Source organism: Variovorax sp. 05L425 (assembly GCF_056397705.1).
This window is the reverse complement of record NZ_JBFTNY010000002.1, coordinates 320,074-340,439: the sequence shown is the minus strand read 5'-3', so window position 1 is coordinate 340,439 and position 20,366 is coordinate 320,074. Positions and strand designations below refer to the sequence as shown.

The following is a 20,366-nucleotide window of genomic DNA, read 5'->3' as shown; positions in this document are numbered from 1 at the left end:
ATCAGAAATTGAAGCGCGAGGGCGCCGGGAAATTGAGAAGGCGAGGCGCAACCATGTCCCACGGCTGGATGGTGTCCCACTTGCCTTCGCTGACGCGGGTGACGAAGTGGGCGCGCATCATGGGCTCGTCGCCGACGATTGCAGCGAGCCGGCCGCCCATCTTCAGGGAGCCCAGCAGGCCTTGCGGAATGCGCGCGACCGAGCCGCTCAGCAAGATCACGTCGAAGGTCGGGCCGCTCGGTAGCGGCTTGGAGCCGTCGGCGTTACGCACTTCGACGTTCATCACGCCGTTGCGGCGCAGCGTCTCGGCGGCGGTAGCGGCCAGCTTGGGGTCGATTTCGAGCGTCAGCACCTGGGCGGCACGGTGAGCCAGCAGCGCGGCCATGAAGCCGGAGCCGGTGCCAATTTCGAGCACGGTCTCGTGCTTCTGGATGTGCAGGTCCTGCAGCATGCGCGCTTCGACCTTGGGCGAGAGCATGCATTGGCCGGGTTCCTTGGGCGTGCCGACGTCTTCGAGCGGGATTTCCATGTCGAAGAAAGCCAGCGCGCGGTGGGCCTTGGGCACGTAGTCTTCGCGCCGGACGTTGGCGAGCAGGTCGAGGATTTCGAGATCGAGCACATCCCAGGGGCGGATCTGCTGTTCGATCATGTTGAAGCGAAGGCGCTCCAGAGAAAGGGTGGGGTTCATGTGCTTTTCCTAGGTCGGGCTCAGGACAAACTTTCAATTTTAGGCGCGGGCTCCTGGGGCTCCCCGGCGGGTGCCGCCTTCGGAGCACCGCTCCAGCGGCGGCGCGCCCAGTTCGCGAGGTCGTCCATGTAGCAATAGACGACCGGCACCACGACCAGCGTCAGCAGCGACGAGGTGATCACGCCGCCGATCACGGCTTGCCCCATCGGCGCGCGCTGCTCGGAGCCTTCGCTGATCGCGAAGGCCAGCGGCACCATGCCGAAGATCATCGCCAGTGTTGTCATGAGGATGGGGCGCAGCCGCACACGGGCGGCGAGCAGCAGCGCTTCCGAGCGCGGCAGTCCCGGCACCGGCATGCCGTCGTCGCCGACGCCAGGCTCCCGCGCCCGGATCGCGAAGTCCACCAGCAGGATGGCGTTCTTCGTCACCAGCCCCATCAGCATCACGATGCCGATGATCGAGAACATCGACAACGTCGAGCCGAAGATGAGCAGCGCCAGCACCACGCCGATCAGCGTCAGCGGCAGCGCCGTCATGAGCGCCAGCGGTTGCAGGAAGCTCTTGAACTGGCTGGCCAGGATCATGTAGATGAAGATGATCGCCAGCGCAAGCGCCGACACGGCGTAGCCGAACGATTCCTGCATGTTCTTGGTCGAGCCGCTGAACTGCCAGCCATAGCCGGGCGGGAAGGGGATTTCCGCGAGCGCCTTGCGAATGTCGGCCGACACCTCGCCCGCCGATCGGCCGTCGACGTTGGCGTTGATGGCGACTTCGCGCGCCAGAGCGCGGCGATTGATCTGGTTCGGCCCGGTGGATTCGCGCACTTCCGCCACCTGCTGAAGCCGCACGATGCGGCTCGACCCGTCGGCGTTGGCGCCCACGGCCGTGCTGATGAAGGGCAGGCGCGCGAGGTCGGCCGGCGAGTTGCGCACCTCGGGCGCGAGCCGCACGTTGACGTCGTAGGTCTGGTCGTCCGGCGCGCGCCAGTTGCCGACCGTGGTGCCGGCCACCAGCGTGCGCAGCGAAGCCGCGATCGGCGCCACGCCCAGGCCGAGGTCCGATGCCGCATCGCGCCGCACCACGACGCTCACCGTGGGCTTGTTGGGCTTCTGGCTCGAATCGAGATCGACCAGCCCGGGAATGGGACGGATCGCATCCATCACACGCTGCGTGAGCCGTTCGAGTTCCTTGAAGTCGGTGCCCTGCAGCGAGAACTCGATGGGCTTGTTGCCGCCCACGGAATCGCGCAGGCCCACGTGCGTGACCGTGATGCCGGGCACCGAACGCAGCCGTTCGCGAAGCACTGTCGACATCTGGTCGACGCTGCGGCTGCGCGCCTTGCGGTCCACCAGCCGCACGTAGATGCTCGCGTACATCTTGCCCTGTGCGTCGCCAGTGTTGATGGTGGTGAGCGTGTAGCGCACCTCGGGCATCTCGCGCAGCACGGCCTCGACCTGCCGCGCCTTCGCCTCGGTCACTTCGAGCGAGGAGCCGACCGGCGTGTAGAAGTTGATGGCGGTCTCGGAGAAGTCGGCCTTGGGTACGAATTCGGTCCCGAGCAGCGGCACCATGAAGACGCTGCCGATGAAGATGCCCACTGCCGCGAGCAGCGTCGCAACCTTGTGCACCAGCGCCCAGCGCAGGATGCCCTGGTAGCCCTCGGCCAGGCGTTCCGTCGCGGCATCGAACCATCCGGTCACGCGGCCGATGGTCTTGTCGTAGAGGGTGACGGGCGCTTCGCGCTTGCCGTGCCGGTCTATGGCAGGGTCGTGCCAGATGCTCGACATCATCGGGTCGAGCGTGAAGCTCACGAACATCGAGATCATCACGGCCGCGACGATGGTGATGCCGAATTCGTGGAAGAACTTGCCGATGATCCCTTCCATGAAGCCGATCGGCAGGAACACCGCGACGATCGACAGCGTGGTCGCGAGCACGGCGAGTCCGATTTCCTGCGTGCCGTCGAGCGAAGCCGTGTAGGGCGCCTTGCCCATCTGGACGTGGCGCACGATGTTCTCGCGCACCACGATCGCGTCGTCGATCAGCAGGCCCACGCAGAGCGACAGCGCCATCAGCGTGACCATGTTGATCGTGAAGCCGAACATCGCCATGAACCAGAAGGTGCCGATCAGCGCGATCGGCAATGTCAGGCCGGTGATGACCGTCGAGCGCCACGAGTTCAGGAACAGGAAGACGATCAGCACCGTGAGCAGCGCGCCTTCGATCAGCGTATGGCGCACGTTCTCGACCGCGACGCGGATCGGCCGCGAAGCATCGGCAATGGGTTCGAGCCGCACGCCCGGCGGCAGTTGAGGCTGGATCTCGGCGATCGCCTTGGTGAGGCCGTCGACCACCTGGATGGTGTTTTCGTCCTGGGCCTTCTGGACCGACAGCAGCAGCGTGCGCTGGCCGTTGTAGAGGGCGAGGCTGTCGATTTCCTCCGCGCCGTCGTTCACGGTCGCGACCTGTTCGACGCGGATCGGCGCGCCGCCCTTGCGCATGATGATGATCTTGCCGAAGTCCTCGGGGCGCTCCATGCGGGCATCGACCTGCACGACGCGGTCCTGCTCGAGCGATCGCACGGAGCCGACCGGCAGCGCCTGGTTCTCGTTGCGTACCGCATCGACCACCTGGGTGGCGCTGACGCCGAAGGCTTCCATCGCCTGCGGATTCAGGTAGATGTTGATTTCGCGCCGGGTGCCGCCGACCAGCGTGACGGAGCCGACGCCTCGGACGTTTTCGAGGCGCTTCTTCAGGACCTGATCCGCCCAGTTCGTCAACTCAACGGCACTGGGCTGCGTGTCCTTGTTGGTGTCCGGCAGCACCGCCACCGACCAGACTGCACGCGAGGCCGGGTCGAAGCGCTGCACGCGCGGGTCTTTCACTTCGTCGCGGAACAACGGCCGCACGGACGCGACCTTCTCCCGCACGTCGTCGGCCGCCTTGCGCCCGTCGACGTAGAGCTGGAATTCGATGATGACGACCGACTGGCCTTCATAGCTGCGCGAGGTGAGGGCGTTGATGCCGGCGATCGAGTTGACGCCTTCCTCGACCTTCTTGGTGACTTCGCTCTCGACGATCTCGGGCGAGGCGCCGGGGTATTCGGTGATCACGACCACGACCGGGAAGTCGATGTTCGGAAACTGGTCGACCTGCAGGCGTTGGTATGAAAAGGCGCCGAGCACGACCAGCGCGAGCATCAGCATCGTCGCGAAGACGGGATTCTTCAGGCTGACACGGGTGAACCACATGGGCGTGCGCCGCTCAGGGGGTGGAGCGCGCGGCGGCGCTCGCAACCGGACCAGTCGAGGCGATCGGCATGAGACGCACCGCGGTGCCTTCGCGAAGCGGGCCGACGCTGCCCGCGATCACTGTCGCGCCATCGTCGATGCCGCGCACGGCGACCATCGTCTGGCCGTCCGCCTGGCCACGCAGGCCGGTCTCGATCGGTCGATGCGCGATGCGGCCGTCGATGACCAACTGCACGTAGGGAGCGGGTTTGTCGGTGCGCACGGCGGACAAGGGCAGGGCGAGCGTCTCCGTGCGGCCCACGTCGATCGTGCCTTGCGCGAACAGCCCCTGACGGAAGCCGGTGCTGCGGTCCAGTTGCAGGTAGACGAGCACGCTGCGGCTGCCTGCCTGCGCGCTGGGATTCACGCGCACCACGGTCGCGCCGACGTTGCGCTCGCCGCTCTTCGGGTCGCTGGCGCTGCCGCCTTCGATCTGGAGCGTCGCACGCTGGCCCACGCGCACGGCCACCGAATCGGCGGCCGCCAGCGTGGCTTCGACTTCGATGCGGCTCAGGTCGACGACCTCGATCACCTTCGTATCGATGGCGACGCGCTCGCCGGACTGCGCCAGCCGCTGCGCCACCTGCCCGGTGATGGGGCTCTTGAGTACGGTGTCATCGAGCGACTTGCGCGCCACATCCACTGCGGCGAGTGCCGCGCGGTGCGTGGAGAGCGCGGAATTGAGATTCGACTGCGAGGTATCCAGCGCTGTCTTGGAGATGAAGCCCTGGTCGACAAGCGCCTTGTTGTTGTCATAGGTGCGCTGGGCCACTTCGGCCTGTGCGCGGGCCGAATCGGCCTGCTCCTGGACCTGACGCATGCGCGAACGGTATTCGATCGGATCGATGCGTGCGATGACCTGACCCGCCTTGACGGTATCGCCTTCGCGCACCGTGAGGCCAATCAATTCGCCGGCCACGCGCGCCTTGACGGCCGCCCAGTCGACCGCCTTGAGCGTGCCAGAGACGGCCAGCGCTTCGGCCAGTTCGCGTCGGGTGGCCCGCACCACATCGGCCGACGAAAGCTCCACGACGGTCTCGGCCGGCTTCGCGCTCGCCGCGACTGCGGCCTGATGCGCCTTGCGCGCACCGATGGCCCGGACGATGCCGCCGAGCACAAGAATGAGGATCAGGGCCGCGACGACCCACTTGACGGAACGCTTCATACGTCGGCCTTGGGCGCACGAAGGCCGTTGAGGACGATCTCGGCCTGGAGGGCCAGGTACTTCTGGGGGTCGATTTCAGATTCTCCGTCGACGCAAATGGCAGCCGAGTGCTTCCACAGCATCAGGAACATCATCGGAGCGATGACGGCATAGATGGCAAGGTCCACGTCGACCGGCGCGAACTCACCGCTGTCGACGCCGCGTCGCACGATGCGCCGCAACAGCGCGTGCCCGGGGCGAACCACTTCGCGGCGATAGAACTCGGCCAGTTCGGGGAAGTTGCGGCCCTCGCTGAGCATGAGCTTGGCGAGACCCGAGACCTTGGTCGAGCCGATGCGCTCCCACCAGATGCGCATGCAATAACGCAACATGTCGGTCGTGGAGCCTTCGAAGGCGTCGAACTCACGGTTCCATTCGGTGAAGCGGCCGGAGAGGTTCTCGACGACCACGGCCTTGAACAGCTCTTCCTTGCTTGGAAAGTAAAGGAAGAGCGTGCCCTTGGAGACGCCGGCCCGGGCCGCCACCTCTTCGGATCGCGTGGCTGCGAAGCCTTTTTCGACGAAGAGGTCCAGCGCAGCTTCGAGCAACTCGCCGGGACGGGCTTCCTTGCGACGCTCGCGCTTGGCGCGCACCGGGCAGATCTTGTCGCTGAGGAATCGGGGGGCGGGCATGAGGGATTACTGACTGGCGGGTTAGTAATGTAGTGAGCCGCCCGATTTGCGTCAAGCCGTCAGAATGTCTGGTTTGGCAATTTCACCCGCCGGAGTTCCCATGACCGACTCGTCACCGCAAACCGAAACCATCGTCCTGGGCGGCGGCTGCTTCTGGTGCACCGAAGCGGTGTTCGATCGCGTGCGGGGCGTGGTCGATGTCGAATCCGGCTACAGCAACGGCCAGGTCATGCATCCGAGCTACGAGCAGGTCTGCACCGGCCGCACCGGGCATGCCGAGGTGGTCAAGGTGGCGTTCGACCCGGCGCAGATCTCGCTGCGGGAGATCCTGGAGATCTTCTTCGTCGTGCACGACCCGACCACGCTCAACCGGCAGGGCAACGACGTCGGCACCCAATACCGCAGCGGCATCTACTACACGAGCGATGCGCAGAAGCAGGTGGCAGAGGATGTGATCCGCGAGATCACCGAGAGCAAGACCTATCGCTCGCCCATCGTGACCGAGGTGAAGCCGCTGGACAACTACTCGACCGCCGAGGCCTATCACCAGGACTATTTCCTGAACAACCCCAACCAGGGCTATTGCGCTTTCGTGGTCGGGCCGAAGGTCGAGAAATTCCAGAAGACCTTCGCGGCGCATCTCAAGGCGTGATCCGGGGCCGGCCATGAGTTCCGGCGACATGAGCGGATTGGAAAGCCGGTTGGTGCGGCTCCACGGCCGCGTGCAGGGCGTCGGTTATCGCGAGACCTGTGTGCATCATGCACGTGCGCTCGGCGTCACGGGGTGGGTGCGCAACCGGTCGGATGGTTCGGTCGAGGTGCTGCTGCAAGGGTCGCCGAATCAACTCGCGCACATGTGCGACTGGTTGCGTACCGGCGTTCCGGGCGCGAAGGTCGACGCGATCGAAGTGAAGGACGTGCCACGGCCCTTCGATCGGCTTGACACATTCGAGCGCCATCCGACCGCGTGAGCCGTCCCGGGTGGGGTGCGCCGATCGACGGCATGTATCCTCGCCGCCGTGAATGCCTCCGTCCTTTCCTCCCTGCTGCCCGTCGTGTTGCTCATAGCCGTCGGGTTCTTCGCGGGCCGGCGGGGGTGGGTCGGCGGCGGCGCGGTGCGGGACCTGTCGAACCTGATCTTCCTGCTGCTCGCGCCGGCGCTGCTTTTCCGGTCGATGAGCACCGTGCATGTGGAGCAACTCAGTCTGCGGCCGGTCGCCGTGTACTTCGTCGCGGCGGGTTTGATCTTCGCGGCGACGATGGTGTGGCGCGGCTTCAACCGGACGGCGGCCGTGCTCGCGCTCGCCAACACCTACAGCAACACCGTGATGATCGGCATCGCGCTGATTGGCCTGGCATATGGGTCCGAGGGCATGGTCGTGCTGCTGACGCTGATCTCACTGCACTCGCTGGTGCTCCTGACGAGCGCGACCGTGGTGCTCGAAATGGCCGTGGCGCACGAGCATGCTGCGACCAGCGGGGAAGCGCGGCGTCCGATGGTGAAGGTCGTCGGCGGCGCGCTCTATCACGCGATCATCCATCCGGTGCCGTTGCCCATCATTGCCGGTCTTCTGTTCGCGCGATCAGGCCTGCAAATGCCCGAAGCCATCGACACGCCGATCGCCTTGCTCGGCGGCGCCTTCAGCCCGGTGGCGCTTGTCATGGTCGGCATCACGCTGGCGTTGACGCCCGTTGGTGAACACTGGCGCGACGCGCTGGTGCAGGCACTGGTCAAGAATGTGGCGCACCCGCTGCTGGTGGCCGGACTCGGTCTTGCACTGGGCCTGCGTGGGCTGCCGCTCACGGTGATGGTCGTGGCCGCGGCGTTGCCGATGGGCGCCAACGTCTTCCTGTTCTCGCAGCGCTACCGGACTGCCGAAGAACTCGTGACAGCCAGCGTCGTGGTGTCGACGGGCTTGGCGCTCGTCACGCTGACCGTCGTCATGGCGCTCGCGAATCGTCTGTAGCGCGGCGCGTCAAGGCGCGAGGCGCTCGCGCACCCAGGCGCCGCTTTCGATGCGATAGCGCAGGCGATCGTGCAGGCGGCTCTTGCGGCCTTGCCAGAATTCCCAGCGATCGGGCATGAGCCGGAAGCCGCCCCAGTGCGGCGGCCTTGGGGGTGAGAGCAGGTGCCGCGCGGCCTGCACGGCGGCGTTCTTCACCAGCACATCGCGGCCGCTGATGACTTCGCTTTGCGGACTGGCCCACGCGCCGATGCGCGAATCGAGCGGGCGGCTCGCAAAGTAGGCGTCGCTTTCGGCGTCGCCGACTCTTTCGACACGGCCTTCGATGCGCACCACGCGCTCAAGCTCGACCCAGTGGAATTGCAGCGCGGCATAGGGGTTGCCGGCGAGGTCCTGCCCTTTGCGGCTGTTGTAGTTGGTGTACCAGACGATGCCGCGCGCGTCGTAGCCCTTGATCAGCACGATGCGCGTGGAAGGGCGCAGGTCGCCGCCGACGGTGGCCAGCGTCATCGCGTTCGGTTCGGGGAGCTTGGCGTCGATGGCCTCGGCAAGCCAGCGCTCGAATTGCTGCAGCGGGTCGGCGGCGCTGCCGTTTTCGTCAAGTTCGGCGCGCTCGTAGCTCTTGCGCAGCGCGGCCAGCGATTCGGTGGGAGAACTCATGGCGCCATTGTTGCGCATGCGAAGCGGAGATACTGCGGATCATGAACGAAGTGAACGACACACCCGTGTCACGTCCGCCCATCGTCATCGTGCTGGCCTCGGGGCGAGGCGAGCGCTTTCTGGCCGCCGGCGGCGTCGGGCACAAGCTGCACGCGCCGCTGGGCGAAGCGACGGTGCTTGCACATACGCTGGCCGCCGTGCGCGCGAGCGGCCTGCCGTGGCACATCGAGGACGTGGGGCATCCCGGCATGGGCGATTCGATCGCCGCCGCCGTCCGGGCCACGGCCGATGCGGGCGGGTGGCTGATTCTCCCGGCCGACCTGCCCTTGGTGCAGCCGGCCACCTTGCAGGCGGTGGCGCGGGCCCTGGTCGATCCGGTGCGGGCGGCCCAGCCGCACTACCGCGGCGGGCGAGGACACCCGGTCGGCTTTGCGGCTGCGTGCGGTCCGCAACTTGCAGCGCTGTCCGGCAACCTGGGTGCGTCGCCGGTACTTCGGGCGCTGCGGGAAGCGCAGCAGGTCGCGGACATCGAAGTCGACGACATCGGCATCGTCACCGACGTCGACACCCCCGAAGAATTGGCGCGCGCCGAAGCGCTGCTGCTGGAACGACTCAGCCGCGCGTGATCACTGCGCAAGCGATGCGCGGGCCGGAATTGCCCGCCGGTTGCGTCGTGAAATCGTCGCGGTCGCGGTGAACCACGAGCGCTCGTCCGACCACGTTGTTGGCCGCGCCGTCGGTCAGCGAAATCGCGTGCACGTCGACGCTGAATCGCGCCACGCCGCTCGCGTCGGCGACCAGGCTGGGCAACTCGCCTGAATGACTGCCCGGGGCGGCGAACTTGCCGTGCGTGCCGCCGGACGGATTGAAGTGACCGCCCGAAGCGTTGCCGTTGTCACCGCAATCGCCCTTTTCGTGGATGTGGAAGCCATGCTCCGTGCCGGGCGGAAGGCCGCGCACTTCACCCGCGACGCGCACGCCATGGTCGAGCGCCGTGAAGGTCACCTTGCCCATCGTCGGATTCGGCGAGATCGCTCCGGTCGGCGCGAGGTTGGCCGTGGCACCCGCTCCCGAAGCCATGGTGCCGCAGGCGGCGAGCAGGCTGGCCGAGAGAAAAGCTGCAGCGATAGCGATGAAACGCGACATGTGTGTTACTCCTTGAATCTTGATTGCGTTGAAGGCTCCGAAGGGTATACCGGAGACGCCAACTCGCGGCTATCAGCCTGCGCCGACAGGCGGGATTCCGCCAGCTTGACCAGGCGCGCCAGCGCCGCGTCGTGGATGCCGTGGTGCTTCAGTTCCAGCAACGTCTGGTGTGCGTAGTCCAGCGAACTGCCGTAGCGGCCAACCGCGGTCTCGAAGATGTGGCGGTAACGCTCGTCGCTCAGTTCGCCGGTGAAATTGGGACTGAGCCGCGACAGCGTGAAGGCCAGTGCGCGCACCGTCGAATGGGGCGTCACGCATTCGAGCCATCGCGGGTCGTAGACGCCGGTCGGCATCTCGCGCAGCCAGAGCCGGCCCAAGGTTTCGAGCCCGTCGGCCGCCGGCACCCGAAAGACCATGCCCCGGCAACTTCCGCCCGACAGGAGCCCGAACACCAGGCCAGGGTTCTCGACCGTGCCGCGATTGACGCGGCTCCACATCTTGAGCGCACGGTGCCAGCCGTGCACCCGAGCGGGGAGTCTTTCGACGAAGCCGAACTCCGGCCGCCAGATCAACGAGCCGTAGCCGAACAGCCACAGATCCTGGTGGCCGCCCCATTCGTCGATCACGCGATCGAGCATCGGCTTCGGGTCGCGCAGCGGCTTCGGCAAAGGGTCCAGTCCGGGCGGCCCGGGATCGCCTCCCGGGTTCGGGGAGCCGACGCCTACAATTTCGCGGTCATGGTTCACCGCACCATTATTTACCGACCCCTCAATTACGGAGACCCGCCCATGTCTGCCATCAACGAAGACGAGAGCCAGCAGAATTTCATCCTCGCCTTTGTACTGGGCTTGATCGCGTTGGTGATCCTCTTTGTGATCGGTATCGTGCTCTTTCAGAGGAACCACATGACTGGCGTGCCGGCCCAACCGGTGGCCGCAACTGCGCCGGCGCCGGCGACGACGGTGGCCGTCGTGACGGAGACGGTGACCGTCGTGATCCCTGACGGCGCGAGCATTCGCGTCGCGGGCGGTGTCGTGAACTTCTACTTCGCCACCGCGAGCGCCGATATCGCGCCTGGTGCCGCCGAGGCGCTGGCGATCGTGATCAAGGGCGTCGAAAGCGGCCACAAATGCGTCGTGTCGGGCTTCCATGACACCACCGGGGACGCCGCGCTGAACGAAGAACTTGCCAAGAGGCGCGCCGAGACCGTCCGCGACGTGCTCACCGGACTTGGCGTGCCGGCGGACAAGATCGAATTGCAGCGGCCTCCTGTCACGGCGAGTACGGGCAACAACGCCGAAGCGCGCCGGGTCGAGGTCAGGCTGAAGGACTGAGATGAAACTCGCCCCCAGGTTGGCTCACTTCGTGTAGCCGCCCACCCCCTGCCGGGGGCAATACCAGCGGCCCGGCAAAGCCGGTTCCGCGGTATTCCTGGACTTGGGGTGCGCCAGTTTCACGCGTCGCCGTGGGGATCGCATCTCAAGGACGCGCCGCGGCCGCAAGGCCGTACAGAAGTAGCGCTGCTCCGACCACGGCAGTGAATCCCACGTGAATCGCGAGCAGCGTGGCCAGCACCGCCCCGGTGACTGACGCGCAGCCGTTGATGCCCCAGGCCCAGGGAATGAGCCGCGCATGGACGGCCTCCATCCTCGCCAATCCCAGCGGGAAGGGCATGCCCATGAAGAAAGCCAGCGGGGCGATGAGGCCCGCCGAAAGCAGAATCTTGACCAGGTCCGGCAACCCCATCGCGTGCCGGAAGAGCCACGGAAGCAGCAGCAGGCAAAGCGCCGCCGACACCGCGATCGCGCCCACGACCGCCGCCTCCGGACGCTTCAGGCCGGCCCCGTGCTGCAGGCGCCCTGCAACGCGGCTGCCGATGCCGGCGAACAGCAGAAAGGCGAACAGCACCACTGCGACGGCACGGAGCGGGTGACTCAGGAACAGGACGAACTTCTGGATGAACGCGATTTCGATGAACATGAAACCGAAGCCGATCGCCAGGAAGTAGGCCAGGATGCGGCCGCGCGAGCCAGCCGAAGGCGCGCGCCGGTCCTGTCGAAGGTCGGCCCGTGCGACCCAGGCCAGAGGCAGTCCGATCAGCAGCAGGCTGGCGAAGATGGCTTGAGCAAGCGTCGCCACCAGCACCGGGTAGCCCCATTCCAGCAGCGTCAGGCCGCCTTGCTCCTTGAGCGAGAGGAGTTCGTGCAGAGAGCGCCACTTGAAGAAGTGGAAGAAGTGCGGCTTGTCGTCGGTGGCCGGGGCGATGTGGAACTTGTAGTCCCGAAGGAACGCGTCTCGGCCCGGACCCAGCAGCGCCGTCGCGCCGTCGAACAGGTCGGGGCCCTGGACCACGTTGTATCGGTTGGCTTCGCCAGGCTGCATGCCGGGATAGAACCCCAGGTCGAACGAGCGGGCGACGCAGAAAGACTTGATCGCCGCGATGTCCTCGCGGTCGAAGGCGCCGTTCTTCACCAGCAGCGTGCTGGTCTTCCAGCTTCGCACCATGGCGAGCCGCGATCCGGGATCGGCGATGCCCGCTTTTTCCAACGCCGCCACGGCGGTGGCAAACAGCTTCAGTGCTTCACGCGGCGGCAGCGTGACCCAGCGTGTGATCGCCAGTAGGCCGCCGGGCTTCAGGTGCCGCAGATCGTCCAGCAAGGCCTCGACCGTGTAGAGATAGTTCTCCGACAGCGCGTAGAGGCCGGCCGAGGACGCGCTGAAGGAATCGAGCAGGGCCAGCTGGATGAGGTCGTAGCGTTCCTCGCTGGCGGCGACGAAGCCGCGTGCTTCGGCCACGTGCACGTGCGCGATCCGCGAATAGAGGCCGCCCGAAGCATCCGCGAAGCGGTGCTGCACCAGATCGACGATCTGCGGGTTGAGCTCCACCGCATCGATCCGGCTTGCGCCGTGGAAATGGGCCTGCAGCACGTCGGCCCCCGCGCCTGCGCCCAGCACCAGCACGCGTGGGTGGTGCAGCAGGTGGTAGGGCAGTGCCGAACTGATCTGGTCGAGATACTCGAGAGACGCGAGGCTGTCGCGCCGTCCGTCGAATCGGGTCAGCGCGTTGAGACCTTCGCCGTCGGTGAAGACGCCCCACTGCGGCGGCGGCTCGGTCGTTGCGTTGAGACTCAGGCCCGGCGCGTGGCGCAGCGGAATGCGCGGACTCTCGACCACGCTGACGAGGCCCAGCGGGCTCGAACGCTCCAGCACCACCCGCGCGTCGGGAATGCGCAAGATCTGCGACAGCTCCTTGTACGGCGACATGACCGGCGCCAGCCATGCTGGCGGCAACAGCAGGGGAAGACCGGCCAGCGCTGCCAGCAGCGCGGCTGGCCATCGCCTGGGGCTTCGGCACTCGATCCAGGCCACGCTGGCGGCGACCCATCCCAGGGCCCCGATCAGCTTCAAGGCCTCGGCTGGCGACAGCACGAGCAACAGCGCCACGATGCCCAGGCTTCCCGCCCCCGCACCGAGGATGTCGAAGCTGTAGATGCGCGACTGCATGCCTCGAAACGAGGCCAGGGCCATGCACGTGCAGGCGCCGGCGCACAGAAAGGGGAGCAGGAGCAGCAGATACACCGCCAGCAGGTAGGCCGGCTGGCGCGGATCCCACAGCATTTCCAGCGGATTGAAAGGCACGCGCTGGGCCAGCAGGAAGCACCCGATGGCGCTGGCACCGAAGGCCCCTGCGGCGGCGCTGAACAGCAGCGCAAAGTGCCGCTGCACCCTGGGGAGTGCCAGGGTCAGCACGGCCCCGCTGGCGCCATAGCCGAGAAGCGCCAGGCTGATGATCATGTAGGCGAAGTGGTGCCACAGCACGATGGAGAAGAGCCGCATCAGCAGGATCTCGTAGGCCAGCGCGGCAGCCGAGATCAGCGCCACGGCCATCACTGGCGCAGCAGCCGGACCGGGGGCGGACGCGCGTGTCCCGGCCATCGAATTCCCCGGCTCAACGCGTGCCCGTCAGAGGAACGAAGGCCACCGGCAGGACCTGCCGGGTCGAGACCGTCCCGTCGGCATTCTTCTCGACCAGCATCAGTTGCTGGATCATGAAGGGCGCGCCTACCGGGATCACCATCCTGCCGCCGACCTTGAGCTGCCGGATCAGCGGCGGCGGGATGTGGCTGGCCGCCGCGGTGACGAGGATCGCGTCGTACGGTGCATGTTCTTTCCACCCGTAGTAGCCGTCACCCAGGCGCACCTGGACGTTGTCGTAGCCCAGCGCCTGGAGGCGCTGCCGGGCCTGCAATCCCAGCGGCTCGATGATCTCGATGGTGTAGACCGCGCCGGCCAGTCGCGCCATCACCGCCGCCTGGTAGCCCGAACCGGTGCCGACCTCGAGCACCGTGTGGCCGGGTTCCACCCTGGCGAGGTCGGTCATGAGCGCCACGATGTAGGGCTGCGAGATGGTCTGGCCGTAGCCGATCGGAAGCGGCCGGTTGCGATAGGCCAATGTCACCTGGTCAGCGGAAACAAAGGCGTGCCGCGGCACCTGGCCCATGGCGGACATCACGCGCTCGTCGAGGGCCTGCTTGCCGGTCTCGGCGCGGGTTTCGCGCACGAACGCCGTGATCTCCTGCGTCATCTGCCGCCGCTGGGACGCAAAGTCGTCGGCTGCGGCGCCCCGTGCGCCTGCCATGGCCAAGAGGAGCGCCGCGGCAACAACGCCACGGAGAGTGGATGCGGTCATTGCTTCGGTTCGGCGACATCTTTCATTCGCCACGGGGCAGCATAGACGTGCTGATCATGGCCGAGCGCGAGATCGCGGTCCAGCGCGTGGCCGCAAGCCCATGTTGGGAAGGCGGTAGCAAATCCTGCAACGGCGACTTGATACCATGCACCTCCGAGCCGCCGCCACATGGCAGCTCACCGGAAGTGCGACAAATCCCATGACTACACACCCCACAGTCCGCGATGTCACCGACCGTATCCGCGAACGCAGCCATACGCTGCGCAGCGCCTACCTCCAGCGTCTGACCGAAACCCGCAACCGCGACCGCGGTTCCGACCGCATGGGCTGCGCCAATGTGGCGCATGCCGTGGCGGGTATTCCGGCGAGCGACAAGATCAGGGTCGTCGCCGAGCGCGCGCCCAACATCGGCGTCGTCACCGCCTACAACGACATGCTCTCGGCTCACGCGCCGTACCAGGGCTATCCGGACATCGTCAAGCACGAGGCTCGCCGTCTCGGCGCGACCGCGCAGGTGGCCGGCGGCGTGCCGGCCATGTGCGACGGCGTGACGCAGGGTACGCCCGGCATGGAGTTGAGCCTCTTCAGCCGGGACGTCATCGCGATGGGCACCGCAGTAGCGCTCACGCACGACATGTTCGATGCCGCGCTGCTGCTCGGCGTCTGCGACAAGATCGTGCCGGGGCTGCTGATCGGCGCATTGCATTTCGGCCATCTGCCGATGGTGTTCGTGCCCGCAGGGCCGATGCCTTCGGGGCTCTCCAACAGCGCCAAGTCCAAGGTCCGCGAGCAGGCCGCACAGGGGCTGGTGGGTCGGCAGGGGCTTCTCGATGCCGAGATGCAGGCCTACCACGGCCAAGGCACCTGCACGTTCTACGGCACGGCCAACAGCAACCAGATGTTGCTCGAAGCCATGGGGCTGCACGTGCCCGGCACCGCATTCATCCAGCCTGGCGACACGATGCGCGAGGCGCTGACGCGCGAGGCGGTGCGCACCGTGCTGGGGCGCGCGTCGGATGCCGCCTATGCCGTTCCGCCCATCGGCGAAATGGTCGACGAGCGCGTCATCGTCAACGCGATGGCCGCATTGCTCGCGACCGGCGGCTCGACCAACCACCTGATCCACTGGGTCGCGGTCGCGCGTGCGGCCGGCATCCTCATCGACTGGAACGATTTCTCGGAGCTGTCGGAAGTCGTGCCGCTGCTCACGCGGGTCTATCCCAACGGCAGCGCCGACGTCAACGAGTTCCAGGCCGCGGGCGGCCCGGGCTTCGTGATCGGCGAACTGCTCGATGCGGGCTTGATGCATGGGGATGTGCTGAGCGTGCGTGCCGGCGGCATTCGCGAATTCGCGAACATCCCGGTGCTGTCCGGCGCGCCATCGGACGAGCATCCACTCCAGTGGCATCCCGCTGCGCCGTCGAAGAACGATGCGGTCGCCCGACCGGTGTCGGCGCCGTTCAGCGCCACCGGCGGGCTCAAGCTGCTCAGCGGCAACCTCGGCCGCAGCGTGATCAAGGTCTCTTCGGTGCCCGACGACCGCCACGTGATCGAGGCGCCGGCCCGCGTGTTCGATTCGCAGGCGGCTTTGCAGCAGGCCTTCAATGCCGGCGAACTGGAGCGCGATGTGGTCTGCGTGGTTCGCTGGCAAGGCCCGCAGGCCAACGGCATGCCCGAACTGCACAAGCTCACCCCGCCGCTGTCGGTATTGCAGGGCAAGGGCTTCCGGGTGGCGCTGGTCACCGATGGGCGCATGAGCGGCGCGTCGGGCAAGGTGCCGGCCGCGATCCACGTGTCGCCTGAGGCCGCCGCGGGAGGCCCGCTCGCCAAGGTGCGCGATGGCGATCTGATCCGGCTCGACGCCGTGGCCGGTACGCTGACCGTGCTGCTTCCCGAAGACGAATGGGCATCGCGGGAGACCTCGACCCAACCCGAAGACCAGCGCACGGCCAACGGCCACGGCCTCGGCCGCGACCTGTTCGCCGGCATGCGCCGCAATGCATTGACAGCAGAAGAAGGAGCCTGCACATGGCTGTGAACCATTCGATTTCCGCGCTCGACGTGATGCGCGACGCGCCGGTGATTCCGGTGATCGTGCTGCACGACGTGAAAGACGCGGTGCCCCTGGCGCGTGCGCTGGTGGCGGGCGGCATCCGCATGCTGGAAGTGACGCTGCGCACGCGCGAGGCGCTCGAATGCATCGAGATCATTGCCAAGGAAGTGCCCGAGGCCGTCCCCGGCGCGGGCACGATCCGCAGTGCGGCCGACGCGCAGGCCTCGGCATTGGCAGGCGCGAAGTTCGGCGTCAGCCCGGGCTATACGCGCGCCGTCGGCAAGGCTTGCCACGACCTGGGCCTGCCGCTGCTGCCGGGCGTTGCCACAGGCAGCGAAATCATGCTGGCCCAGGAGGACGGCTTTACCGAACTCAAGTTCTTCCCGGCGGTGCAGGCCGGCGGCCTTGCCATGCTGAAGGCGTGGCAGGGGCCTTTCGGCGACGTCAAGTTCTGCCCGACCGGCGGCATTCACCTGGGCAACGCGCATGAGTTTCTCGCGCTCTCCAACGTGGCTTGCGTGGGCGGGTCGTGGATCGTGCCGACGGACGCCATCGCCGCCGGCGACTGGGCCCGCATCGAAGCGCTCGCGCGCGAGGCGAGCCAGCTTGCGCGATGAGCGCCGCCCGGCCGCCCGAAGGCGCTTGCACCGCAGTGCGTAGCACGGAGATTTCCTTGTGAACGGCACCGTTGACATCGGCGATCTGAAGGTCGTCGCCTTCGACGTCTTCGGCACGGTGGTGGACTGGTATTCCGGCATCGCGGCCGAGGCCGAGCGAATCCTGCCGGGCGTCGATGGCGGCGCCTTCGCGCTGGCCTGGCGCGCAGGCTACCAGCCTGCGATGCGGAGCGTGATGGAGCGGCTTGCGGCAGGCGAGGGCGGTTTCACGTTGCTCGACGAATTGCACATGGGCATTCTCGAACACGTGTTGCGCGACTTCGGTATCGAGGATCTGGATGCGGCGCGCAAGCGCGATCTCAACAAGGCGTGGCACCGCCTACCCGCATGGCCCGACGCGGTGGAAGGGTTGGCGCGGCTCAAGCGCAAGTACACCATCTGCACGCTCTCGAACGGCAACATCGGCCTGCTGACCGAGATGGCCAAACGCGCCGGCCTGCCGTGGGACTGCGTGCTTTCCGCCGAAGTGTTCAAGGCCTACAAGCCCGATCCGCGCACCTACGTCGGCGTGGCGGGTGTCTTCGATGTCTCGCCGGGCCAGGTGATGCTGGCGGCGGCGCATCACGATGATCTCGCCGCGGCGCGCATGTGCGGGCTTCGCACGGGCTACATCGAGCGGCCGCTGGAGTTCGGGCCTTCGCGGCCGAAGGATGTCTCGCCGCAGCCCGACAACACGCTGCACGCGCGCGACATCGGCGAATTGGCGGATCTGCTGGGCTGCTGAGGGCGGCCGCCCGCGCCGGCCGGCCAGCGGCGAAGTCATCGGTCAGAATTCGGGCTCGCCATGGTTATGCAATCCGTCAGCACGAGTAAGAGACGCCCATGATTCAATCCACGCCCCAGCAGATGGCCCAGGCTGAGCGCCATTTCCGGGCCGGGCAAGCTGCTCTTGCCGAAGATCTGTTGCGCAAGGTCATCGCCCGGGATCCCAGGGTTGCCAAGGCCTACGAGCTTCTGGCGTACATCTGCGGCAATCGCCAGGATCTGGCGGCATGCGAGGAATTCCTGGAGAAGGCCGCGGCCTTGCCCCAGTGTTCCCCGGAAGCGCTGTTCTATCTCGGGCGGGCGCAGCTGCAACGCGGCCGCGCGCGCGAGGCCGTGGAGTCCTTTGGCCGCGCCATGAAGCTGGCTGGCGAATTCTTCGAGGGGCTGCATGAACTGGGCGTCGCGCACAGCGCGCTTGGCGCGCACGAACCGGCGCTGCAGGCCTTCCGGCGCGCGGAGCGCCTCCATCCGCGCTCGCGCGAGTTGCAGTCCAACCTTGCCGACACGCTGGCAGCGCTGCAGCAGTTCGGCCCCGCGCTCCAGCACTATGACCGCGCGCTGACGCTCGATCCGAAGTTCGTGCAGGCCTGGGCGAACCGTGGCACCGTGCTGACCGAACTGGGCCGCGGGCCCGAGGCGCTCGAGAGCTACGAGCGCGCGCTGACGCTGGCCCCCGAAGACGTGCCCACCTGGATGAACCGAGCCGCCACGCTGACGGTGCTCAAACGGCATGCCGAGGCGCTGGCCTGCTACGACGAGGTCGCCCGCCTCGCGCCGGACACGGACTACCTCCGCAGCCAGCGGCTGCATGCGGCGATGTTCGTTTGCCGATGGGACGGCTGGGCGCAGCAGGTCGACGACATCGTGGCGCGCGTCGAGGCCGGCGAGAAGGCGGCGATGCCCTTTGCGCTGACCGCAGTCCCTGCGAGTTCCGCGACGTTGCTCAAATGCGCGCGCAACTTCGCGCTGGACAAGCATCCATCGCGCGGACCCGCTGGGAGTGCCGCTGCGCGCGATCCGGCGCGAAAGCTGCGTGTCGGCTATTTCTCCACCGACTTCCGCGAACATCCGGTGTCGCAACTGATTGCGCGCGTGCTGGAATGCCACGATCGCGATCGATTCGAATGGTTCGGCTTTGCCCTCGGACCGCCCGCGCGCGACGAGATGGGCACGCGCATTGCAGCCGCGTTCGATCATTTCTCCCAGGTCGGGGATCGAAGCGATGCGGCCATTGCGGCCATGGCGCGCGATGCCGGCATCGACATCGCGGTGGACCTCAACGGCTTCACCGAAGGCGCGAGGCCGGACATCTTCGCGCGACGCGCGGCGCCGGTGCAGGTCAACTACCTCGGCTATCCGGGCACGATGGGCTGCGACTACATGGACTACATCGTGGCCGACGCGACGCTCATTCCGCCCGGCGACTACGACTGTTACTCGGAGAAAGTCGTCGTGCTGCCGGGCTCCTACCAGGCGAACGACAACACCAAGCGCATCAGCGAGGCCGTGACGACGCGGGAGCACATGGGCCTGCCGCCGGATGGCTTCGTCTTCGCGTGCTTCAACAGCAACTACAAGATCACGCCGGACGTCTTCGACGTCTGGATGCGGCTGCTCCGGAATGTGCCCGGCAGCGTGCTGTGGCTGCTGCAGGGCAACGCCGATGCGCAACGCGCGATCGAGGCCGAGGCGCGCCAGCGGGGCATCGATCCCGAGCGGATCGTCTGGGCCCAGCGGATGCCCCTGGCGGAGCATCTGGCGCGGCACGCGCACGCGGATCTTTTCCTGGACACCTTCCACTACAACGCCCACACGACCGGCGGCGATGCGCTCTGGAGCGGCCTGCCGGTGCTGACGCTGGCCGGCACGACCTTCGCGTCACGCGTCTGCGCGAGTCTGCTTGGGGCAGTGGGCTTGCCCGAACTCGTGACCCACGGTGTCGAGGCATACGAAGCCTTGGCGACGACGTTGGCGACCTCGCCGCAGCGCCTGGCCGAACTGCGTGGCCGCCTGCAGGCGAATCGCAAGACCATGCCGCTGTTCGACTCGACGCAATTTGCTCGGCGTATCGAGGCGGCGTACGAGGCGATGTCGGACCGCCATCAGCGCGGACTGGCGCCCGATCACATCCGGATCGGGGACGCCGTCGAAGCGGGTTAGCGCAGTCCCCCGCCCGTCGCGCCTTCCGCGCGCTGGATGAGTTCGATCTTGTACCCGTCGGGGTCCGTCACGAAAGCGATCACCGTCGTGCCGCCCTTGACCGGACCGGCCTCCCGCGTGACGTTGCCACCGGCCGTCTTGATCTTTTCGCAGGCCGCGTACGCGTCGGGAACGCCCAGCGCGATGTGGCCGTAGGCGGTGCCGAGCTCGTAGCTTTCGGTGCCCCAGTTGTAGGTCAGCTCGATCTCGGCCTGGGCCGGATTGCCTTCGTAGCCGACGAAGGCAAGGCTGTACTTGTACTCGGGGTTTTCGGAGGTGCGCAGCACTTGCATGCCGAGCACCTTCGTGTAGAAATCGATCGAGCGCTGGAGATTGCCAACGCGCAGCATGGTGTGAAGAAGTCGCATCTCGTGGATCGCCGTTGAAATTGTGGGTCG

General features: G+C 66.9%; 19 protein-coding genes. 9 read left to right on the top strand and 10 right to left on the bottom strand.

Annotated elements, in window-relative coordinates; all coding sequences use genetic code 11:
- Position 1 precedes the first annotated feature (1 nt).
- From AC1DN9_RS03835 to AC1DN9_RS03820, 4 genes are read right to left on the bottom strand one after another with little or no spacing between them, the layout of a single operon-like run.
- Entirely contained in the window at positions 2 to 688 is a 687-nt protein-coding gene (locus AC1DN9_RS03835; RefSeq protein WP_478097420.1) for a protein-L-isoaspartate O-methyltransferase family protein, read from the bottom strand.
- Between the two features lie 20 nt (positions 689 to 708).
- On the bottom strand, positions 709 to 3,939 hold the full coding sequence (locus AC1DN9_RS03830) for an efflux RND transporter permease subunit (RefSeq protein WP_478097418.1): 3,231 nt from the start codon (positions 3,937 to 3,939) through the stop codon (positions 709 to 711).
- Between the two features lie 13 nt (positions 3,940 to 3,952).
- Positions 3,953 to 5,143: an efflux RND transporter periplasmic adaptor subunit gene (locus AC1DN9_RS03825; protein ID WP_478097416.1), complete on the bottom strand. Its 1,191-nt coding sequence runs from the start codon at positions 5,141 to 5,143 to the stop codon at positions 3,953 to 3,955.
- Complete coding sequence (locus tag AC1DN9_RS03820; protein WP_478097414.1) at positions 5,140 to 5,814, bottom strand: TetR/AcrR family transcriptional regulator; 675 nt, start codon at positions 5,812 to 5,814, stop codon at positions 5,140 to 5,142. Before AC1DN9_RS03820 ends, AC1DN9_RS03825 begins: the two co-directional genes overlap by 4 nt.
- Positions 5,815 to 5,914: 100 nt before the next feature.
- On the opposite strand from AC1DN9_RS03820, the gene msrA reads away from it, so the two are divergent.
- From msrA to AC1DN9_RS03805, 3 genes are read left to right on the top strand one after another with little or no spacing between them, the layout of a single operon-like run.
- A complete protein-coding gene (msrA, locus tag AC1DN9_RS03815) occupies positions 5,915 to 6,466 on the top strand; it encodes a peptide-methionine (S)-S-oxide reductase MsrA (RefSeq protein WP_478097412.1) in 552 nt (183 codons plus the stop codon).
- A 13-nt stretch (positions 6,467 to 6,479) separates the two neighbouring features.
- The gene (locus tag AC1DN9_RS03810) at positions 6,480 to 6,785 is read left to right on the top strand and encodes an acylphosphatase (protein WP_478097410.1); all 306 of its coding nucleotides are present in this window, start codon (positions 6,480 to 6,482) and stop codon (positions 6,783 to 6,785) included.
- A 48-nt stretch (positions 6,786 to 6,833) separates the two neighbouring features.
- Positions 6,834 to 7,781: an AEC family transporter gene (locus tag AC1DN9_RS03805; protein WP_478097408.1), complete on the top strand. Its 948-nt coding sequence runs from the start codon at positions 6,834 to 6,836 to the stop codon at positions 7,779 to 7,781.
- Positions 7,782 to 7,790: 9 nt separating this feature from the next.
- Here AC1DN9_RS03805 and pdxH read toward each other — a convergent pair whose 3' ends face one another.
- Complete coding sequence (pdxH, locus tag AC1DN9_RS03800) at positions 7,791 to 8,456, bottom strand: pyridoxamine 5'-phosphate oxidase (protein WP_478097406.1); 666 nt, start codon at positions 8,454 to 8,456, stop codon at positions 7,791 to 7,793.
- A gap of 23 nt (positions 8,457 to 8,479) precedes the next feature.
- Here pdxH and AC1DN9_RS03795 point away from each other — a divergent pair, with 23 nt between their 5' ends.
- Positions 8,480 to 9,064 (top strand): nucleotidyltransferase family protein, encoded by a 585-nt coding sequence (locus AC1DN9_RS03795; protein WP_478097404.1) that lies wholly within the window; start codon positions 8,480 to 8,482, stop codon positions 9,062 to 9,064.
- Here the strand turns inward: AC1DN9_RS03795 and AC1DN9_RS03790 are convergent.
- Complete coding sequence (locus AC1DN9_RS03790) at positions 9,051 to 9,584, bottom strand: superoxide dismutase family protein (protein WP_478097402.1); 534 nt, start codon at positions 9,582 to 9,584, stop codon at positions 9,051 to 9,053. The genes AC1DN9_RS03795 and AC1DN9_RS03790 overlap by 14 nt on opposite strands.
- 5 nt (positions 9,585 to 9,589) lie before the next feature.
- Positions 9,590 to 10,330, bottom strand: coding sequence for a gamma-glutamylcyclotransferase (locus AC1DN9_RS03785; protein ID WP_478097400.1), 741 nt, complete (start codon positions 10,328 to 10,330; stop codon positions 9,590 to 9,592).
- Between the two features lie 51 nt (positions 10,331 to 10,381).
- Here AC1DN9_RS03785 and AC1DN9_RS03780 point away from each other — a divergent pair, with 51 nt between their 5' ends.
- A complete protein-coding gene (locus AC1DN9_RS03780; protein WP_478097554.1) occupies positions 10,382 to 10,918 on the top strand; it encodes an OmpA family protein in 537 nt (178 codons plus the stop codon).
- Between the two features lie 145 nt (positions 10,919 to 11,063).
- On the opposite strand, the gene AC1DN9_RS03775 is transcribed toward AC1DN9_RS03780, so the two are convergent.
- Positions 11,064 to 13,520, bottom strand: a complete 2,457-nt coding sequence (locus AC1DN9_RS03775; RefSeq protein WP_478097398.1) for a spermidine synthase — start codon at positions 13,518 to 13,520, stop codon at positions 11,064 to 11,066.
- A gap of 13 nt (positions 13,521 to 13,533) precedes the next feature.
- Positions 13,534 to 14,274 (bottom strand): protein-L-isoaspartate(D-aspartate) O-methyltransferase, encoded by a 741-nt coding sequence (locus AC1DN9_RS03770; RefSeq protein ID WP_478097396.1) that lies wholly within the window; start codon positions 14,272 to 14,274, stop codon positions 13,534 to 13,536.
- A 199-nt stretch (positions 14,275 to 14,473) separates the two neighbouring features.
- On the opposite strand from AC1DN9_RS03770, the gene edd reads away from it, so the two are divergent.
- The 4 genes from edd (at position 14,474) to AC1DN9_RS03750 (ending at position 19,929) form a co-directional block, all read left to right on the top strand.
- On the top strand, positions 14,474 to 16,312 hold the full coding sequence (edd, locus tag AC1DN9_RS03765) for a phosphogluconate dehydratase (RefSeq protein WP_478097395.1): 1,839 nt from the start codon (positions 14,474 to 14,476) through the stop codon (positions 16,310 to 16,312).
- Positions 16,303 to 16,944, top strand: a complete 642-nt coding sequence (gene eda / locus AC1DN9_RS03760) for a bifunctional 4-hydroxy-2-oxoglutarate aldolase/2-dehydro-3-deoxy-phosphogluconate aldolase (protein WP_478097394.1) — start codon at positions 16,303 to 16,305, stop codon at positions 16,942 to 16,944. Before edd ends, eda begins: the two co-directional genes overlap by 10 nt.
- A 58-nt stretch (positions 16,945 to 17,002) precedes the next feature.
- Positions 17,003 to 17,728 carry a haloacid dehalogenase type II gene (locus AC1DN9_RS03755; RefSeq protein ID WP_478097393.1) on the top strand — a complete coding sequence of 242 codons (726 nt, stop codon included), beginning with the start codon at positions 17,003 to 17,005 and terminating at the stop codon, positions 17,726 to 17,728.
- A 98-nt stretch (positions 17,729 to 17,826) separates the two neighbouring features.
- Complete coding sequence (locus AC1DN9_RS03750) at positions 17,827 to 19,929, top strand: tetratricopeptide repeat protein (protein ID WP_478097392.1); 2,103 nt, start codon at positions 17,827 to 17,829, stop codon at positions 19,927 to 19,929.
- Here the strand turns inward: AC1DN9_RS03750 and gloA are convergent.
- The gene (gloA, locus tag AC1DN9_RS03745; protein WP_478097390.1) at positions 19,926 to 20,336 is read right to left on the bottom strand and encodes a lactoylglutathione lyase; all 411 of its coding nucleotides are present in this window, start codon (positions 20,334 to 20,336) and stop codon (positions 19,926 to 19,928) included. The two genes, AC1DN9_RS03750 and gloA, sit on opposite strands and share 4 nt — an antisense overlap.
- Positions 20,337 to 20,366 lie beyond the last annotated feature (30 nt).

Excerpts from the sequence above, each read along its gene's own strand:
- AC1DN9_RS03835 (WP_478097420.1), bottom strand. The coding sequence starts at position 688 with ATGAACCCCACCCTTTCTCTGGAGCGCCTTCGCTTCAACATGATCGAA.
- AC1DN9_RS03830 (WP_478097418.1), bottom strand. The coding sequence starts at position 3,939 with ATGTGGTTCACCCGTGTCAGCCTGAAGAATCCCGTCTTCGCGACGATG.
- AC1DN9_RS03825 (WP_478097416.1), bottom strand. The coding sequence starts at position 5,143 with ATGAAGCGTTCCGTCAAGTGGGTCGTCGCGGCCCTGATCCTCATTCTT.
- AC1DN9_RS03820 (WP_478097414.1), bottom strand. The coding sequence starts at position 5,814 with ATGCCCGCCCCCCGATTCCTCAGCGACAAGATCTGCCCGGTGCGCGCC.
- msrA (WP_478097412.1), top strand. The coding sequence starts at position 5,915 with ATGACCGACTCGTCACCGCAAACCGAAACCATCGTCCTGGGCGGCGGC.
- AC1DN9_RS03810 (WP_478097410.1), top strand. The coding sequence starts at position 6,480 with ATGAGTTCCGGCGACATGAGCGGATTGGAAAGCCGGTTGGTGCGGCTC.
- pdxH (WP_478097406.1), bottom strand. The coding sequence starts at position 8,456 with ATGCGCAACAATGGCGCCATGAGTTCTCCCACCGAATCGCTGGCCGCG.
- AC1DN9_RS03795 (WP_478097404.1), top strand. The coding sequence starts at position 8,480 with ATGAACGAAGTGAACGACACACCCGTGTCACGTCCGCCCATCGTCATC.
- AC1DN9_RS03790 (WP_478097402.1), bottom strand. The coding sequence starts at position 9,584 with ATGTCGCGTTTCATCGCTATCGCTGCAGCTTTTCTCTCGGCCAGCCTG.
- AC1DN9_RS03775 (WP_478097398.1), bottom strand. The coding sequence starts at position 13,520 with ATGGCCGGGACACGCGCGTCCGCCCCCGGTCCGGCTGCTGCGCCAGTG.
- AC1DN9_RS03770 (WP_478097396.1), bottom strand. The coding sequence starts at position 14,274 with ATGACCGCATCCACTCTCCGTGGCGTTGTTGCCGCGGCGCTCCTCTTG.
- edd (WP_478097395.1), top strand. The coding sequence starts at position 14,474 with ATGACTACACACCCCACAGTCCGCGATGTCACCGACCGTATCCGCGAA.
- eda (WP_478097394.1), top strand. The coding sequence starts at position 16,303 with ATGGCTGTGAACCATTCGATTTCCGCGCTCGACGTGATGCGCGACGCG.
- AC1DN9_RS03750 (WP_478097392.1), top strand. The coding sequence starts at position 17,827 with ATGATTCAATCCACGCCCCAGCAGATGGCCCAGGCTGAGCGCCATTTC.
- gloA (WP_478097390.1), bottom strand. The coding sequence starts at position 20,336 with ATGCGACTTCTTCACACCATGCTGCGCGTTGGCAATCTCCAGCGCTCG.